The following is a 17,556-nucleotide window of genomic DNA, read 5'->3' as shown; positions in this document are numbered from 1 at the left end:
AAACACTCATCCCTGCCGGCGCGTGGTGGAGCCGCGGATGATGAGTTGGGGCAGGAAATCCAGGGTGCGGGTCGGCTCGGTGTCGCCGCGCAAGCGCTTGAGCAGGCAGTCGAACGCGCTGGCGCCGATGGCCTCGGTGGGTTGGGCGAGGGCGGTGATGCCGTTGCCTACCAGCGGGTACCAGTCCAGGTCATCCAGGGCGATCAGGCCGATGTCGTCAAATAGGTGGCAGCGCAAATTCTTGAGCGCGCGGGTGCAGGCCAGCGCGGCAACGCCGTTGGCGCAGAACAACGCCTTGGGGCCCGGCGTGGCGAGAAAATTGCGCAGGTGAGTTTCAAGGGCGTCGTCCAGCTCCAGCACGGCGCCGCTCAACGCCGGGCGGCGAGCGATCTCGGCTTTGAAACTGGCCAGGCGCTCCAGGCGCGAGCTGGTGCCATCGGTGGCTTCGCTGACCAGCAGCAAGTCGCGGTAGCCCTGTTGTTCCAGGTGTTCCACCGCCATGCGCACCGCCGCCGGGTTGTCCAGCCCCACCAGGTCGCTGTGCAGCGGCTCGACCTTGCGGTCCACCAGCACCAGGGGCATTTCCCGTTGCAATTCCAGCAGTTGGTCGAGGTGATGGCCGAGGGTGTTCACGATCAGGCCTTCGATGTTGTACGAGCGTAGGGCCGCCAGGTGCTGGCGTTCCTGTTCATCGTCGCGGTCGGTGTTGCACACCACCAGGCTGTAGCCGTGCTGGCGGCAGGCGGTTTCGACGCCGTGCATCACCGCAATGGAATAGGGGTTACGGATATCCGCCACCAGCATACCGATCAGGCGCGTGCGGCCACGTTTAAGGCCGCGGGCCATCTGGTTGGGACGGTAACCGAGTTGTTCGATGGCTTGCTCGATGCGCAGGGCGATCGCATCGGAGAGCAGGGCGCGGTCTTCGCCGATAAAACGCGAGACGCTGGCTTTGGACACGCCGGCGTGCCGGGCAACATCAAGCATGGTCACGCGACTGCGTTGGGCGGCGGAAAAAGTGTTCACGGTCATCGACCTTCTATTTTTATTGGAATGACTGAAACCGGTTTCAGGAAACCACTAAAGTACGAAAGTCGTCAAGAAGTTGTAGGACACCGTCGGATGGCCGGCGTGCTCATACCCACACTCAGCCAAGTCGCACTCAACAATAACAACGCCATGCCACGGTTGAGCCGCTGCATCGCCAGCCCCGAACCGAGCACCCGCGCAGAACCAGCGCCCAGCAAGGCCCAGACACCGAGGCAGGGTATCGAGATCAGAAAAAACACCAGAGACAGGTAGATCACCTGGCTCTGGCGCTCAACGCCATTACCGGCGAACACGCTGACCACCGCCAGGGCCATCATCCAGGTTTTGGGGTTGACCACTTGCAGGCCGGCGGCGCCCATCAGGCCCAAGGGTTTCTGGCTGGCGTCCACTTCGACCCCTTGGGGCGGGGCGCGGTAAATCTTCCAGGCCAGGTAGCTCAGCCACGCCACCCCGGCCCATTGCATGACGGCTTGCAGCTTGGGGGCCTGTGTCAGCGACTGGCCGACCCCCGAACCCACCACCAGCACAAGCCCCGCCGCGCCGGCGCATGCGCCGAGAATGATCGGCAGCGCGGCTTTGATGCCGTAACGGGCGCTGTTGCTCAGCACCAGGATATTGGTGGGCCCTGGGGTGATTGACGCGACAAAGGCAAACAGCATGAACGGCAGCAAGGTGGACAACATGGCGAGTGACTCCGATAAACCCGATAAAGGCATCGATGTTCACCAGTTGGGGCGTTATCTGTCTGGAAGAATTGTGCAGCGCTTGCGGTACGCCGCCGGTGTCAGGCCATAGGCGCGCACAAACCAGCGGCCCAGGTGGCTTTGGTCGGCAAAGCCCAGGGTAATCGCCACATCGGCTGGCAGTTCACCCTTGGCCAACAAGTGCCGCGCACGCGCCAGGCGCAGTTGAACCAGATAAGCATGGGGCGGCAGGCCGAACGCGCTTTTGAAGGCGCGGCTCAAGCGAAAGCGGTCAACGCCACAGGCCAGTGCCAGCTCGTCCATGCCCACGTCGTGGTGCAGATGGGCATGCAGGTATTCCCGGGCCTTGTGCGCCACCCATGGCAGGCGCGGGTCCTCTCCATAGCGTCGGCGCCAGTGCAATTGGCCGGTGAGGCGTTCGAGCAATTGATCCATAGCGCGCTGACGCACGATACGCAGTTCGCCGCTATGCAGGGTGCGGAAGGCCTGGCTGGTGGCGAGGGCCAGGCGCGGATCGTCGGCCAAGGTGCTGGCAAACCCCAGCTGGCTGTTGATCGGTGCTTCTTCGAACACCGCGCTGACTTCCCGTGTCAGCCATTGCGGGTCGAGGTAGAGCATGTGGTAGGTGAACCCGTCCGCCGTAGGCGCGTCGCCGTCATGCAGCTCGCCGGGCTCCACCAGGAACACCTGGCCCGGCACGCTGTTGTGACGGGCGCGGCGGCAATTGAATTGCTGCACGCCTTGCTCGGTGACGCCGATCAAGTAGCTGTCATGCCAGTGGGGGTCATAGGCGTGGCCCTCGAAATGCGCGCGCAGCGTTTCGATGCCGGTGTCGGCGTCCTGGGCCAGGTCGATCCAATTGTGCGCGGCCATATCCCCCTCGGCGACGGTAAAACCCCATTAGCGCCCCTCGCGGTGTGAGCGTCTAGAAGGTTTGTGCAGCCTAGCCGAAGAGGCCGGCGGCGATGTTGATCGAAAACCCCAGGATCGCCGTGTTGAACAAGAAACCGATCAGCGATTGCCCCAACACCACTTTGCGCATGCCTCGGGTCGCCACGCCCACGTCGGAGGTTTGTACGGCCACGCCGATGGTGAAGGAGAAGTACAGAAAGTCCCAGTAGTTGGGCGTTAGCAAGCCCTCGGCAAAGCGCAACGCCGGCTCCTTGCCGGTCCAGGTGTAATACAGGCGGGCGTAATGCACGCTGAAAATCACCCCGATCAGCAACCACGAGCCGATCACCGTCAACCCGGTAAAGCCGTAGTGCATCAAGCGCTCGGAGGTGGCCAGGTCTTTGCTGCCCACCAGCTCGAACGTGATGGTGGCCAGACTGGCGATGGCGGCGATGCACACCGTGAACAGCACCAGCCCGGCGTTCTCGTCCTCTACCTCGGCGATACGCTTGACATCCTCGGCCTTGGCTCGGCTGGTCAACCACAGCATCAGCAGCAGGTAGGTCCACACCCCGGCGTTCCAGCCAATCAGGATTTTGCTGACCAGGCTGTCGGCTGGCGCCAGGATGCCTACGGCAAGGCCAAGGACGGCGGCGGCGGAGAGACGCGGATGGGTGCGGGCAAGGAAGGGCATGGCGCTCACGATTCGGGGGAATAGTGAGCAACATAGGTTGAGCAGCTGCAGGCTGCAAGCTTCAAGCGGCAAGCTGAAGCAAGGGTGCTCTGGCTGGCCGCTTGAAGCTGACAGTCAGCGACTGCGCTTGCGCACCAGCTTCATCACCACCACAAAGAACACCGGCACAAACACCACCGCCAATGTCGCAGTGATCATGCCGCCGATCACCCCTGTACCAATCGCCTGCTGGCTCGCCGAGCTGGCCCCGGTGGCAATCGCCAGCGGCACCACGCCGAGGATGAAGGCCAGCGAGGTCATGATGATCGGCCGCAACCGCAGGCGCGCGGCCTTGAGGGTGGCGTCGATCAGGTCTTCGCCCTGGTCATACAGGTCCTTGGCGAATTCGATGATCAGGATCGCGTTCTTCGCCGACAGGCCGATGATGGTGATCAGGCCCACCTTGAAAAACACATCGTTGGGCATGCCGCGCAAGCTCACCGCCAGTACCGCGCCGAGCACGCCCAGCGGCACGACCAGCAATACCGAGGTCGGGATCGACCAGCTTTCATACAGCGCCGCCAGGCACAGGAACACGATCAGCAGCGACAGCCCCAGCAGTATCGGCGCCTGTGAGCCGGACAAGCGTTCCTGCAGCGACAGGCCGGTCCATTCCTGGCCCAGGCCCGCCGGGAGTTGGCCGACCAGGCGCTGGATCTCGGTCATCGCTTCACCGGTGCTGTAGCCTGGCGCTGCCTCGCCGGAAATCGCAATGGCCGGGTAGCCGTTGTAGCGCGTCAACTGCGCCGGGCCTTGGGTCCATTTGGCCTGCACGAAGGCGGACAGTGGCACCATCTTGCCGGCGTCGTTGCGTACGTGGATCTTCAGCAGGTCCTCGACCTGGCTGCGCCGGTCGCCTTCGGCTTGCACCACTACGCGCTGCATGCGGCCTTGGTTGGGGAAGTCGTTGACATAGGCCGAGCCAATCGCCGACGACAGCACATTGCCCACCTCGGCGAAGGACACCCCCAGCGCGTTGGCTTGTTTGCGGTCGACTTCCAACTGCACCTGGGGCGCCTCGGCCAGGGCGCTTTCGCGCACATTGGCCAGGATCGGGCTTTTCTCCGCCAGGGCCAGCAGTTCGGTGCGCGCCGCCATCAATGCCGCATGGCCGACGCCGCCGCGATCCTGCAGGCGGAACTCGAAACCGCTGGAGGTGCCCAGGCCATCCACGGGCGGCGGCAGGACCGAGTAGGCAATCGCATCTTTAAGCTCGCTGAACGCGCCATTGGCACGCTCGGCAATCGCGGCGGCGGCATCCTCGCTGCTGCGCTCCGACCAGTCCTTGAGCGTGGTAAACGCCAGCGCTGCGTTCTGCCCGGAGCCGGAGAAACTGAAGCCCATAATCATGGTGGTGTCGCCCACCCCCGGCTCGCCGGCGTTGTGCGCTTCGATCTGCTCGGCCACCTGCACCGTGCGGTTCTTGCTGGCGCCCGGCGGCAGTTGGATATCGGTGATGGTGTAACCCTGGTCTTCCACCGGTAGGAACGAGGAGGGCAGCCGCGTGAACAACAGCCCCAGGCCCACCAGCAGCACCAGATAGATCAGCAGGTAACGGCCGCTACGCTTGAGGGCGTAGGCCACCCAGCCGGTATAGCGCTCGGTGAGCCGCTCGAAACGCTGGTTGAACCAACCGAAGAAGCCGCCTTTGGCATGGTGCTCGCCCTTGGCGATCGGCTTGAGCAAGGTGGCGCACAGGGCCGGGGTCAAGGTCAGGGCGAGAAACGCCGAGAACAGAATCGAGGTGGCCATCGACAGTGAAAACTGCTGGTAGATCACCCCCACGGACCCGGCCATGAACGCCATCGGCAGGAACACCGCCACCAGCACCAGGGTAATGCCGATGATCGCGCCGGTGATCTGCCCCATGGCCTTGCGCGTCGCTTCCTTGGGCGGCAGGCCCTCGGTGACCATGATCCGTTCGACGTTCTCCACCACCACGATGGCGTCGTCCACCAGGATACCGATGGCCAACACCATGCCGAACATGGTCAGCACGTTGATGGAGAAACCCAGCAGCAGCATGGTGGCGAAGGTGCCCATCAGCGCGATCGGCACCACCAGGGTCGGGATCAGCGTGTAGCGCACGTTCTGCAGGAACAGGAACATCACCGCGAACACCAGCGCCATGGCCTCCAGCAGGGTGTAGACCACCTTGGTGATCGAGACTTTGACGAAAGGCGAGGTGTCGTACGGGATCTTGTATTCCACATTGGCCGGGAAATAGCGCGACAACTCGTCCATCTTCGCCCGCACCAGGGTCGCGGTATTCAGCGCATTGGCGCCCGGTGACAGTTGCACACTGACGGCGGTGGAGGGCTTGCCGTTCAGGCGCGTGGAGAACTGGTATTCCTGGCTGCCGATTTCCACCCGCGCCACATCGCCGATGCGCACGGTGGAACCGTCCGGGTTGGCCTTGAGCACGATGTCGGCGAATTCCGCCGGGGTCGACAACTGACCTTTGACCAGGATCGCGGCGGTGATTTCCTGGGTATTGGTGCCCGGCAAGTCACCGATGCTGCCGGCCGAGACCTGGGCGTTCTGCGCAGCAATGGCGGCATTCACGTCGGCAGGGGTGAGGTTGAAACCGTTCAGCTTCTGCGGGTCGATCCAGATGCGCATGGCGCGCTCGGCCCCGTACAGCTGGGCCTTGCCCACCCCGTCCAGGCGCTTGAGTTCGTTCATCACGTTGCGCGCCAGGTAATCGCTGAGCGCAACGTCATCGAGCTTGCCGTCGTTGGAGGTGAGGGTCACCAGCAGCAGGAAGCCCGCGGAGACTTTTTCCACCTGCAGACCCTGCTGAGTCACGGCCTGGGGCAAGCGCGGCTCCACGGCTTTGAGGCGGTTCTGCACATCCACCTGGGCCATCTCCGGGTTGGTGCCGGGTTGGAAGGTGGCCGTGATCGTCGCCGACCCCAGGCTGCTCTGGGACTCGAAATACAACAGGTGATCGGCGCCGTTGAGTTCCTGCTCGATCAGGCTTACGACGCTCTCATCCAGGGTCTGCGCCGAGGCACCGGGGTACACCGCGTAAATTTCGACTTTCGGCGGCGCAACGTTCGGGTATTGCGCCACCGGCAGCTGGGGGATGGCCAACAGGCCGGCCAACAGAATGAACAGCGCTACCACCCAGGCGAAGATCGGGCGGTCGATAAAGAACTGCGGCATGCTCAGGAATCCTTGTTGGTCAGCTTGGCTGGGCTGTCGTCCACCTGGACTTTCTCACCGGGCCGCGCGTGTTGCAGGCCCTCCACGATGATGCGGTCACCGGGTTTGAGGCCATGGCTGACCACCCAGCGATCACCGATCACCGCGCCCAGCTCCACCGGTTGCTGGCTGACGGTCTGTTCGGCGTCCAGCAGTAGCACCATGGGGACGCCGGCGCTGTCGCGGGTGATGGCGCGCTGCGGCACGCTCAGGCCCTGGGTATCGACTGCCTGCTCCAGGCGTACGCGCACGAAGCTGCCGGGCAGCAGGTCGAGGTCCGGGTTGGGGAACTCGCTGCGCAGAACGATTTGCCCGGTGCCTGGGTCGACGCTGATTTCAGCGAACAGTAATTTGCCTGGCAGCGGGTAGAGGCTGCCGTCGTCCTGGATCAACGTGGCCTTGGCCTGGTCCTGACCGATCTGCTTCAGGCTGCCGGCGCGGAAGGCGCGGCGCAGGTCGTTCAGCTCGCGGGTGGATTGGGTGAGGTCGGCGTGGATCGGGTCCAGTTGCTGGATGATCGCCAGCGGTGTGGCCTCGTTCTGGCCGACCAGGGCGCCTTCGGTGACCAGCGCCCGGCCGATGCGCCCGGAAATCGGCGCGGTGACGGTGGCGTAGCCGAGGTTGAGCTTGGCGCGTTCAACGGCGGCTTTATTGGCGGCGACTTCGGCGTTGGTCTGGCGCACGGCGGCGCGGGCGTTGTCGTAGTCCTGGCCGCTGATGGCGTTGCCTTCCACCAACTGGCTGTAGCGCTGCTCTTGCAGGCGCGCCTGGAACGCGTTGGCCTCGGCCTTGCTCAGGTTGGCCTTGGCGCTGTCCAGATCGGCCTTGAAGGGGGCCGGGTCGATGCGAAACAACACGTCGCCCTGTTTGACGTCATGGCCCTCCTTGAACACCCGCTGCAGCACCACGCCGGCTACCCGCGCGCGCACTTCGGCAATGCGTGGCGCGGCGATGCGCCCGCTCAATTCGCTGCTGATGGACAGGGGCTTGGCTTGCAAGGTCTCGATGCGAACCTTGGCCAGGGGCATTTCCGGCGCTTCGGCGGCCGACTGGTCACAGGCACTCAGTGCCAGCGTCAGGGCCAGCAGGCAAAACGGCGCAAACAGATTCTTCGACATGCTCTTATCCCAATAATGACTGGCGCATCCTAAAGTCACCGGCGCCTCGGTGCTGTGAAGCTGTGTAGCAGGTGTGTGAAGAAATGTAAGGTGCGGCGCGCGAGGCACCGAGGGCGTATATCCTTGCACAATCTTGCAACCACTAAGTATCCAATGCAGGAGGGCGTTTGCACCCTCCGGCATTGGGTGTGTGTACGACACATCACTGTATTTTCTGGAAACACCTTCATGCCCAACATCCTCCTGGTCGAAGACGACGCCGCGCTCTCCGAGCTGATTGCCAGCTACCTGGAGCGCAACGGCTACCACGTCAACGTGCTCAGCCGTGGCGATCTGGTGCAGGAACGCGCGCGCCGTGATCCCCCGGACCTGGTAATCCTCGACCTGATGCTGCCCGGGCTTGATGGCCTGCAGGTGTGCCGCCTGCTGCGCGCCGACTCGGCCTGTCTGCCGATCCTGATGCTCACCGCCCGCGACGACAGCCACGATCAGGTACTTGGCCTGGAAATGGGCGCCGATGACTATGTCACCAAACCCTGCGAACCCCGCGTGCTGTTGGCACGTGTGCGCACCTTGTTGCGCCGCAGCAGTTTGTCCGAACCCCAGGTGGCCAACGATCAGATCCTGATGGGCAACCTATGCATCGACCTGTCGGAGCGCACCGTGACCTGGCGCGACCAGGCCGTGGAGCTGTCCAGCGGCGAATACAACCTGCTGGTGGTGCTGGCGCGGCACGCCGGCGAGGTGCTCAGTCGCGACCAGATCCTGCAGCGCCTGCGCGGTATCGAGTTCAACGGCACCGATCGCTCGGTGGACGTGGCCATCTCCAAGCTGCGGCGCAAGTTCGACGACCATGCTGGCGAAGCGCGCAAGATCAAAACGGTATGGGGCAAGGGTTACTTGTTCAGCCGTTCCGAGTGGGAATGCTGACCCATGTTGCGCGTGCTGATTCGCCTCTTTTTGATCACTATCGTTACCTATAGCGCCGCGATCTACCTGATTCCCAAGCTGGTGATCCAACTGTTTGAACACCGCTACCTGAATTACAACATCGAGCAGACCCGCGGCCAGCAACACCTGATCGTCAAGCAATACCAGCGCGCGCCGGTGGAGCGTTGGTCTCAGGTAACCGAGCAACTGGGGCGGGAGTTTGCGCCGCTGCATGTGCAACTGCTGCTGCGTCAGGACGCCAGTTATACCCTCGAAGAAGCGCGCTTGCTGGAGCAGGGCAAACCGGTGGTGCGCCTGGGCGAGTGGGGCTGGATGGAAGAGATCAGCTCGCCGATCAACGATCAGTTTGTGGTCAAGCTGACCATCCCGCCGGACCCGCTGGACATGAACTTGCTGTACTGGGCCATCAACGTGTTGATTGTCGCCGCGCTGCTGGTGTGCCTGCTGACCTGGCTGCGCCCGCACTGGCGCGACCTTGAGCGCTTGAAAAGCACCGCCGCGCAGTTGGGCCAGGGCAATCTGACAGAGCGCACGGGAATCTCAGCCCGTTCCAGTATCGGCAGCCTGGCCGCGGTGTTCGACACCATGGCCGACGACATCGAGCACCTGCTCAACCAGCAGCGCGACCTGCTCAACGCGGTCTCCCATGAACTGCGCACGCCCCTCACGCGTCTGGACTTCGGCCTGGCCCTGGCGCTGTCCGAAGACCTGCCCCAGGCCAGCCGCGAACGTCTGCAAGGCCTGGTGGCGCATATCCGCGAGCTGGACGAGTTGGTGCTGGAATTGTTGTCCTACAGCCGTTTGCAGAACCCGTCGCAACTGCCGGAGCGGGTGGACGTGGTGCTCGATGAATTTATCGACAGCGTGCTAGGCAGCGTCGATGACGAACTGGAAAACCCCGAGATCGTCATCGATGTGGCGCTCGATTGTGCCGTCGAGCGCTTCAGTCTCGACCCACGCCTCACCGCCCGCGCGTTGCAGAACCTGCTGCGCAACGCCACGCGCTACTGCGAAAAACGCATCCAGGTGGGCGTCAAGGTATGCCCCAAGGGCTGTGAGATCTGGGTAGACGATGACGGCATCGGCATTCCGCTGGAGCAGCGCGAGCGCATCTTCGAACCCTTCTACCGTCTCGACCGCAGCCGCGACCGTGCCACTGGCGGCTTTGGTCTGGGCCTGGCGATCAGCCGGCGTGCGCTGGAGGCTCAGGGCGGGACGTTGACCGCCCAGGCTTCACCGCTGGGCGGCGCGCGGTTTCGGGTGTGGTTGCCCAGCAGCGCGAGCTGATCGGCCTGCAAGCAGGCGGGCAAAAGAGCATACTGTGGCCCCGTTTTACCCGAGGAGAGATTGACCATGACCGCCGTTCACGCGTCTGCTCAACTAGGTTTCTCAACCCAGGCCGCCACTTACGCCCAGGGGCGACCGGATTACCCCCGCCAGCTCACGGGCTGGCTCAGCGAGACGCTGGGGGTTACCGGCCAGTCGACGGTGGTCGACCTAGGCGCCGGCACCGGCAAGTTCACCCGCTTGCTCAGTAGCCTGGCGCCGACGCTTATCGCCGTGGAACCCGTGGCGCAGATGGGCGAGCAACTGCTCAAGGCATTGCCCGGTGTACGTCTGGTTTCCGGTACCGCCGACGCCATGCCCCTGGACACTGCAAGTGCCGACGTCGTCGTGTGCGCGCAGGCCTTCCACTGGTTCGCCACACAGGCGGCATTGGCGCAAATTCACCGTGTTCTCAAGCCCGATGGGCGCCTGGGCCTGGTGTGGAATGTGCGCGACGAGTCGGTGGACTGGGTGGCGGCGATCACCGAGATCATCACGCCTTATGAAGGCGACACACCACGGTTCCATACCGGCCGTTGGCGTGATGCCTTTCGCGGCGAGTATTTCTCCATGCCCGAACTGACCTGTTTTGCCTACCAGCACGTAGGCAGCCCCCAGGAAGTGATCATTGATCGCTTCCTCTCGGTGAGTTTCATTGCGGCGCTGCCGGACCCGCAAAAGGCCAGCGTCACCGCGCAACTGCGCACCCTGATCGACACCCATCCCGACCTGCGCGGGCGTGAGACCGTAGCGTTTCCTTACCAGACGCAGGCTTACGTGTGTCACCGGCTGGCGTAAAAGGCATAAAGTCAGATCATATTGGTATAAGTGGTTATAAGAAAAATCGCTATCCTGCGGCCAGTAATTTATATGGCCGCAGGTAGCTGTTAATGGAAGTGGGTAACTTTGGTTTTGTCATTGCCGGCCTGATCGTGGGTTTTATCGTCGGTATGACCGGCGTCGGCGGCGGTTCGTTGATGACGCCGATCCTGTTGTGGTTCGGTATCAACCCGGCCACGGCCGTAGGCACCGACCTGCTGTACGCCGCTATCACCAAGTCCGGCGGCGTGCTGGTGCACAGCAAGAACAAGAACATCGACTGGACCATCACCGGCTGGCTCACCCTCGGCAGTGTGCCCGCCGTGCTCCTGACCCTGTGGTTCCTGGCCACTTTGCACACCGACCCCAGCGCAATGAACGCGGTGATCAAGCAGGCCCTCGGCGTGGTGCTGCTGCTGACCGCTTTGGCGATTCTGTTCAAGAAAACCCTGTTGGCTTTCGCCCAGCGTCATGCCGGCGACAGCTACCACATGAACCCGCGCAACCTGAATGCCTTGACCGTGCTTACCGGCGCGATCCTCGGCACCATGGTCGCCCTGACCTCCATTGGCGCCGGCGCCCTGGGCACCGTGGCGCTGTTTATCCTCTATCCGTTCCTGGCCACGCGCCGGCTGGTGGGCACCGAAATCGCCCACGCCGTGCCGCTTACCCTGGTGGCGGGCCTGGGCCATGCCGGTATGGGCAATATGGACTGGCACCTGCTGGGCTTTCTGCTGATGGGCTCGCTGCCGGGGATTTATATCGGCAGCCACATGACCGGCAAGATCCCGGACGGTGTATTGCGCCCGTGCCTGGCGGTTATGTTGATGGCCGTCGGTTACAAATTGGCGTTCTGAGGTGGGAGGGGCAAGCGCCTCCCACAGGGTTCGCCCCATTCTGTTTTAGTCTTTCGCCGGGCCATTGCCGATCTGCCAAACGAACGGCGGTTCGGTGCCATTGATCACCCAATCCCCCACGATCCGCGCCTTGTAGATCACCGGGTTGTGCGAGGACACGGTCCGCGCGTTGCGCCAATGCCGGTCCAAACCCTTGCCTTGGCGCACATCCGAAGCCCCCAGCGCATTGAACAGTTCGCTGGTGGCCCGCTGAATCAATTCCGACACCACCACCTGCGCCGTGGCCGATTCGATTTCGGCCGCCACATTGGCCTCGCGCTCGGCCACTTCATCCCCGCCGAACCGCGCCAGGTACGCTCGTTGCGCCGGCTCCGCAGCCTTCAACGCGCTGGCTTCGGCGGCATACACCAGGGCGGCGACTTCGCCCACCACCTGCTGAATCTGCGCGTCCTGGCTGACATGGGCGGCATTGCCGTGGCTGTAGATGCGCTTGCGGCTGCGTACGTGCTGCGCCACGTCCTTGAGCGCGGCGCGGCCGATCCCGGCGAGACTGGCCAGCAACACCAGTTGATAAAACGCCGTCTGGTATTTGAAGCGGGTGGCAAAGTCGATGAGGTTTTCCGTCTCCACCACGGCATTGGTAAAGCGCGACGTGCCGCTGCCGGTGGTGCGTTGGCCAAAGCCGTCCCAGTCATCGCTGTGCACCACCCCAGGCTGGCGCGCGCGGGTGGCGGCAATCACGTCGCCGCCGGTGTCGCTGCGTTGGGCGTACACATCAATCCAGTCGGCGAAAATGCTGCCGGTGCTGTAGAACTTTTCGCCGTTGAGCGCCCACTGATCAGCGTTCGGTGTGACTTGGGTGATCACCTCGCCGATAGCCACTGCGCCGATTTCGGTCCAGGCGCAGCCGACGATGTCGCCGTCGACGAAGCGCTTGAACCACAGGTCACGGCCGGCGCCGGGCGCGGCATTCAGGCGGTCTTCGGCAAAGGCGAAGTGCCCGCGCAGGGCCTGGGGCACGTTGGAGTCGGCTTCGGCCAGTTCGATCAGCAGCGCGAACAACTGCGGCAGCGAGGCGCCGCCACCCCCGTATTCCACCGGCACGCGTACGGCGCCAAAACCGGCCTCTTTGAGCCATTGGATCGGCGCGTGGGGCAGGGTGCGGGTGTTTTCCCGTTCCAGCGCGCCCTCGGCGATGCGTTGGAAAATCGGGCGAAAGCGCGCCGCCAGGGCGGCATAGTCGGCTCCGGTCGCCAGCGGATTGATGATGTGGTGTTCGGTCATGGGACGGTCCTGGGCAGTGATCGGTGCAAGGGCAATTGCACACTCCGTGCCGGGCGCCGAGCCCAGTGTTTACGGGGTTTGGAGGGTTAGAACTGTTGCCCTGGCAACAGCGATCCGACAAAACGGCGCGAAGCCCGACACTGGCCGCCAAGGGGGCCCCGCCCGTAATATCCCGCGCAACCGCCCTGGCTCGGGGGCTTTGCCCAGGCTGGCACGCTTGCTGCTCAACCCTTAGGTACATCCCTTTTGTGCGAGGTACCGTTCGATGAGTCAGCAAGCCGTGAAATTTGCCTATTGGGTGCCCAACGTCAGCGGTGGGCTGGTGGTCAGCAAGATCGAGCAACGCACCCACTGGGGCATCGACTACAACCGCAAACTGGCGCAACTGGCCGAGGCGGCCGGCTTCGAGTACGGCCTGACCCAGATCCGCTTCACCGCCGGTTACGGCGCCGAGAACCAACATGAGTCCGTGGCGTTCAGCCATGCCCTGCTGGCCGCCACCACCCGACTCAAGGTTATCGCCGCGATCCTGCCCGGGCCCTGGCAGCCGGCGCTGGCGGCCAAGCAACTGGCGACCATCGACCAGCTCACCAACGGCCGCATCGCGGTGAATATCGTCAGCGGCTGGTTCAAGGGCGAGTTTCAGGCCATCGGCGAGCCTTGGTTGGAGCACGACGAACGCTATCGTCGTTCCGAAGAATTCATCCGCGCGCTCAAAGGCATCTGGACCCAGGACGATTTCACCTTCAAGGGCGACTTCTACCGCTTCAACAACTACACCCTCAAACCCAAGCCGCTCGGCCGGCCGGAAGTGTTCCAGGGCGGCAGCTCGCGGGCCGCGCGGGATATGGCCGCGCGGGTGTCGGATTGGTATTTCACCAATGGCAACACCCCGGAAGGTATCAAGGCCCAGGTCGATGACATCCGCGCCAAGGCTGCGGCGAACAACCATTCGGTCAAGATCGGCGTGAATGCCTTTGTGATTGCCCGCGATACAGAGGAAGAAGCCCGCGCCGTGCTGGCCGAAATCATCGACAAAGCCGACCCGCAAGCGGTGAACGCCTTTGGTGACGCCGCCAAACAAGCCGGCAAGGCCTCGCCCGAAGGCGAGGGCAACTGGGCCAAGTCCAGTTTTGAAGACCTGGTGCAGTATAACGACGGCTTCAAGACCAACCTGATCGGCACGCCGCAACAAATCGCCGAACGCATCGTCGCCCTCAAGGCCGTGGGCGTGGACCTGGTGCTGGCGGGCTTTCTGCACTTCCAGGAAGAAGTGGAGTACTTCGGCAAGCGGGTATTGCCGCTGGTGCGCGAATTGGAGGCCAAGGCAGGGATCAGGCAGGTGGCATGAGGACCAATGGGGCCGCTTCGCAGCCCAGCGCGGGGCAAGCCCGCTCACCACATGGCTGGGTGTCAGCCTCTGAGAGTTGTGTAGGCATCGCCGATGAGCATCGGTATCTACATATCTCCGGTAGAAACATCACCTGAGCACATGAGCGTTTTGTGGTGAGCGGGCTTGCCCCGCGCCGGGACGCGCAGCGGCCCTTTCTCCAGTCGCTGCGGTGTGCCTGGAATAAACGGTCGTCAGGTTTGGGGCCGCTTCGCAGCCCAGCGCAGGGCAAGCCTGCTCAACACAGGGTGGGTGTCAGCCTCTGAGAGTTGTGTAGGCATCCCCAATGAGCATCGGTATCTACATATCTCCGGTAGAAACATAACCTGAGCATATGAGCTTTTTGTGGTGAGCGGGCTGGCCCCGCGCCGGGCCGCGCAGCGGCCCTTTCTCCAGACGCTGCGGTGTGCCTGGCATAAACGGTTGTCAGGTCTTGGGGCCGCTTCGCAGCCCAGCGCAGGGCAAGCCCGCTCACCACATGGCTGGGTGTCAGCCTCTGAGAGTTGTGTAGGCATCGCCGATGAGCATCGGTATCTACACATCTCCGGTAGAAACATCACCTGAGCACATGAGCTTTTTGTGGTGAGCGGGCTTGCCCCGCGCCGGGGCGCGCAGCGGCCCTTTCTCCAGTCACTGCGGTGTGCCTGGCATGAACGGTCGTCAGGTTTGGGGCCGCTTCGCAGCCCAGCGCGGGGCAAGCCTGCTCAACACTGGTTGGGTTTCAGCCTCTGAGAGTGGGCGGTCGCTGGAGGGTCAGGACTTCGTAGCCGTCGGCCGTCACCGCCACGGTGTGTTCCCATTGCGCCGACAGGCTGTTGTCTTTGGTGACGACCGTCCAGCCGTCCTTGAGGCTGCGCACTTTGGCGCTGCCCTGGTTGAGCATCGGTTCGACGGTAAACACCATACCTTCGCGTAGCTCCAGCCCGGTGCCGGGGCGGCCGAAGTGCAGAATCTGTGGTTCTTCGTGCATCTGCCGGCCGATGCCATGGCCGCAGTATTCGCGCACCACACTGTAGCCATTGGCTTGGGCGTGGCTTTGGATGGCATGGCCGATATCGCCCAGGCGCGCCCCAGGTTTGACCTGGCGGATACCGGCCCACATTGCCTCGAAGGTCATCTCCACTAGGCGCTGGGCTTTGGGCGCGACAGTGCCGATCATATACATCTTGCTGGCGTCGGCGATAAAGCCGCCTTTTTCCAGGGTGATGTCGATATTGACGATGTCGCCGTCCTTGAGCACGTCCTTGGCGCTGGGCATGCCGTGGCACACCACTTCGTTGATTGAGGTGTTGATGCTGAACGGGTAGTCGTACTGGCCGAGGCTGGCGGGGCGGGCCTGCAAGTCGTTGCGGATAAACGCTTCGACGGCGGCGTCCAGCTCCAGGGTCGAGCGACCGGCGGCGACGAAGCCGTCGAGCATGTCGAACACTTGGGCCAGTAGGCGACCGGATTCGCGCATCACAGCCAGTTGGGCGGCGGTCTTGATCATCATTCACGCCCTCGGATCAATTCGGGTTTGTCCAGCAACAGTTTGTTGATTAAGTCGTTGTAGGTCAGGGTGGGGTTCAGTTCGGCGAGCAGGCCGACTTTGATCCAGAATTCGGCCTGAGCGTTGATGGAGCGGTCCATCCTCGCGCTGGCTAGGCGTAATTGTTCGTGCAGTTGGTCGGTGATCTTGACGATGCCCATGGTGTTCACTGTGTAGGGTGGATATACAAAGCGTATATGTTTCGTATATTCGGCGTAAACCCCAGTTGCAAAATCCCACAAGCCGATTGACGGGTCACACGGTAGGCGGTTAGTTTCGTTTCATGACATTTCATACCTGCCTTCGCCAGCCAAGCATTATTACCGCCATTCCTCAGTTGGCGGGATAGCGCACGGCTGTACCCAAACCCGCCCTAGAGGCGGGTTTTGTTTTTCCGTCTCCCGGGCCCAGCACACACCGCCAGGAGACACCGATGAGTACCCCCACAGCCCCCGCGACGTCCGATACACGTTTGCTTGAGCACTATGTAAAAAAGATCCTCGCCGCGCCGGTCTATGACTTGGCCGTGCGCACGCCGTTACAAGCGGCCCCGGCGCTGTCGGCGTTGCTCGGCAACCAGGTGCTGCTCAAGCGCGAAGACCTGCAGCCGACCTTTTCCTTCAAGGTGCGCGGTGCCTACAACAAATTGGTACAACTTTGCGACGCGCAACGCGCTCAAGGGGTGATCACCGCTTCAGCGGGCAACCACGCCCAGGGCGTAGCACTGGCGGCGCGGGAACTGGGGATCAAGGCGCGGATCGTGATGCCTTGCAGCACGCCGGATTTAAAGGTGCAGGGCGTGCGCTCCCGAGGCGCCGAGGCGGTGCTGCATGGGCCGAGTTTTCCGTTTGCCCTGGCCCATGCGCTGGCCTTGGCCGAGGCCAGCGGTGGCACCTTTGTCTCGCCCTTCGACGACCCGGATGTGATCGCCGGTCAAGGCACGGTAGGGATGGAGATCCTGCGCCAGCAACAGGGCCCGCTACACGCGATCTTCGTGCCGGTGGGTGGCGGCGGGCTGATCGCGGGCATCGCGGCGTATGTCAAATACCTGCGGCCCGAGGTGCGCATCATCGGGGTCGAAGCCGAAGGCTCCAGTTGTTTGCTGGCGGCGTTACGTGCCGGCGAACGGGTGGTATTGCCCAGCGTCGATGGGTTTGCCGACGGCACCGCGGTGGCGCAGATCGGCGCCTACGGTTTTGAAATATGCCGCGACTGGGTGGACGACGTCATCACCGTGAGCAACGACGAACTGTGCAGCGCCATCAAACTGATCTACGACGATACCCGCTCCATCACCGAGCCATCCGGTGCGTTGGCGGTGGCGGGAATGCGCAGGTTTGTCGGCCAACGCCGAGTGCAGGGGCAGACTCTGGTAGCGGTCAATTCCGGGGCGAATATCAACTTTGATAGTTTGCGATATGTTGCTGACAGAGTCGGTGCCCAGTTAGCCGTTCAAGCTTAAACCGCCGGTTAAACGTTTAATCCATGCTATTCGCCGATATTTTAAACAGCGGCGAAAAGTTCAAGTTTTAGTTATATAAAACCCAGGGTCGCTTATGAGGAAAGGTTACAACGCAACTCGATTTTGCCGGGTACGCTTGCTCAGTGAAGGCGTCTTCCAAGGCTGGTAAGGCGTCACAGGCGTATGCCTGGCATAAACACAACAATCTGTTGGCAGTCTATAAAAAGGAGAGGTTG

At 62.9% G+C, this 17,556-nt stretch carries 15 protein-coding genes; 6 read left to right on the top strand and 9 right to left on the bottom strand.

The genetic code is table 11. The annotated features are described in order from the left end of the window. Positions 1 to 6 precede the first annotated feature (6 nt). From K1567_RS04345 to K1567_RS04320, 6 genes are all read right to left on the bottom strand, one after another. Positions 7 to 1,026, bottom strand: coding sequence for a LacI family DNA-binding transcriptional regulator (locus K1567_RS04345; protein ID WP_099313246.1), 1,020 nt, complete (start codon positions 1,024 to 1,026; stop codon positions 7 to 9). A 71-nt stretch (positions 1,027 to 1,097) separates the two neighbouring features. Beyond that, on the bottom strand, positions 1,098 to 1,733 hold the full coding sequence (locus K1567_RS04340; RefSeq protein ID WP_220698172.1) for a LysE family translocator: 636 nt from the start codon (positions 1,731 to 1,733) through the stop codon (positions 1,098 to 1,100). Positions 1,734 to 1,787: 54 nt separating this feature from the next. Further along, complete coding sequence (locus K1567_RS04335; RefSeq protein WP_034097104.1) at positions 1,788 to 2,627, bottom strand: AraC family transcriptional regulator; 840 nt, start codon at positions 2,625 to 2,627, stop codon at positions 1,788 to 1,790. Positions 2,628 to 2,697: 70 nt separating this feature from the next. Then, the gene (locus K1567_RS04330) at positions 2,698 to 3,339 is read right to left on the bottom strand and encodes a DUF1345 domain-containing protein (protein ID WP_169868138.1); all 642 of its coding nucleotides are present in this window, start codon (positions 3,337 to 3,339) and stop codon (positions 2,698 to 2,700) included. A gap of 114 nt (positions 3,340 to 3,453) precedes the next feature. Then, positions 3,454 to 6,546: an efflux RND transporter permease subunit gene (locus tag K1567_RS04325; RefSeq protein ID WP_220698171.1), complete on the bottom strand. Its 3,093-nt coding sequence runs from the start codon at positions 6,544 to 6,546 to the stop codon at positions 3,454 to 3,456. Between the two features lie 2 nt (positions 6,547 to 6,548). Next, positions 6,549 to 7,703, bottom strand: a complete 1,155-nt coding sequence (locus K1567_RS04320) for an efflux RND transporter periplasmic adaptor subunit (RefSeq protein WP_220698170.1) — start codon at positions 7,701 to 7,703, stop codon at positions 6,549 to 6,551. A gap of 228 nt (positions 7,704 to 7,931) precedes the next feature. On the opposite strand from K1567_RS04320, the gene K1567_RS04315 reads away from it, so the two are divergent. The 4 genes from K1567_RS04315 to K1567_RS04300 all read left to right on the top strand — a co-directional run bounded on the left by K1567_RS04315 (position 7,932) and on the right by K1567_RS04300 (position 11,656). Next, positions 7,932 to 8,633, top strand: a complete 702-nt coding sequence (locus K1567_RS04315; protein WP_034097114.1) for a response regulator transcription factor — start codon at positions 7,932 to 7,934, stop codon at positions 8,631 to 8,633. A gap of 3 nt (positions 8,634 to 8,636) precedes the next feature. Beyond that, entirely contained in the window at positions 8,637 to 9,941 is a 1,305-nt protein-coding gene (locus K1567_RS04310) for an ATP-binding protein (RefSeq protein ID WP_034097115.1), read from the top strand. Positions 9,942 to 10,007: 66 nt separating this feature from the next. Beyond that, complete coding sequence (locus K1567_RS04305; protein ID WP_034097117.1) at positions 10,008 to 10,778, top strand: class I SAM-dependent methyltransferase; 771 nt, start codon at positions 10,008 to 10,010, stop codon at positions 10,776 to 10,778. Positions 10,779 to 10,870: 92 nt separating this feature from the next. Beyond that, complete coding sequence (locus tag K1567_RS04300; RefSeq protein ID WP_034097119.1) at positions 10,871 to 11,656, top strand: sulfite exporter TauE/SafE family protein; 786 nt, start codon at positions 10,871 to 10,873, stop codon at positions 11,654 to 11,656. Positions 11,657 to 11,701: 45 nt separating this feature from the next. On the opposite strand, the gene K1567_RS04295 is transcribed toward K1567_RS04300, so the two are convergent. After that, positions 11,702 to 12,940: an acyl-CoA dehydrogenase family protein gene (locus tag K1567_RS04295; protein ID WP_169868144.1), complete on the bottom strand. Its 1,239-nt coding sequence runs from the start codon at positions 12,938 to 12,940 to the stop codon at positions 11,702 to 11,704. Between the two features lie 265 nt (positions 12,941 to 13,205). On the opposite strand from K1567_RS04295, the gene sfnG reads away from it, so the two are divergent. Continuing rightward, positions 13,206 to 14,291 (top strand): dimethylsulfone monooxygenase SfnG, encoded by a 1,086-nt coding sequence (sfnG, locus tag K1567_RS04290; RefSeq protein ID WP_169903216.1) that lies wholly within the window; start codon positions 13,206 to 13,208, stop codon positions 14,289 to 14,291. 760 nt (positions 14,292 to 15,051) lie between these two features. Here the strand turns inward: sfnG and map are convergent. Together map and K1567_RS04280 are read right to left on the bottom strand one after the other, a co-directional pair. Next, on the bottom strand, positions 15,052 to 15,819 hold the full coding sequence (gene map / locus K1567_RS04285; RefSeq protein WP_034097365.1) for a type I methionyl aminopeptidase: 768 nt from the start codon (positions 15,817 to 15,819) through the stop codon (positions 15,052 to 15,054). Then, positions 15,819 to 16,019, bottom strand: a complete 201-nt coding sequence (locus K1567_RS04280; RefSeq protein ID WP_034097124.1) for a ParD-like family protein — start codon at positions 16,017 to 16,019, stop codon at positions 15,819 to 15,821. Before K1567_RS04280 ends, map begins: the two co-directional genes overlap by 1 nt. Before the next feature lie 272 nt (positions 16,020 to 16,291). Between K1567_RS04280 and ilvA the strand changes: the two genes are divergently transcribed. Next, a complete protein-coding gene (gene ilvA, locus K1567_RS04275) occupies positions 16,292 to 17,320 on the top strand; it encodes a threonine ammonia-lyase, biosynthetic (protein WP_080758722.1) in 1,029 nt (342 codons plus the stop codon). Positions 17,321 to 17,556: the final 236 nt, after the last annotated feature.

Source organism: Pseudomonas sp. S5F11, from assembly GCF_019641515.1.
Lineage (GTDB): Bacteria > Pseudomonadota > Gammaproteobacteria > Pseudomonadales > Pseudomonadaceae > Aquipseudomonas > Aquipseudomonas rhodesiae.
This window is presented reverse-complemented; position numbering and strand designations above follow the sequence as displayed.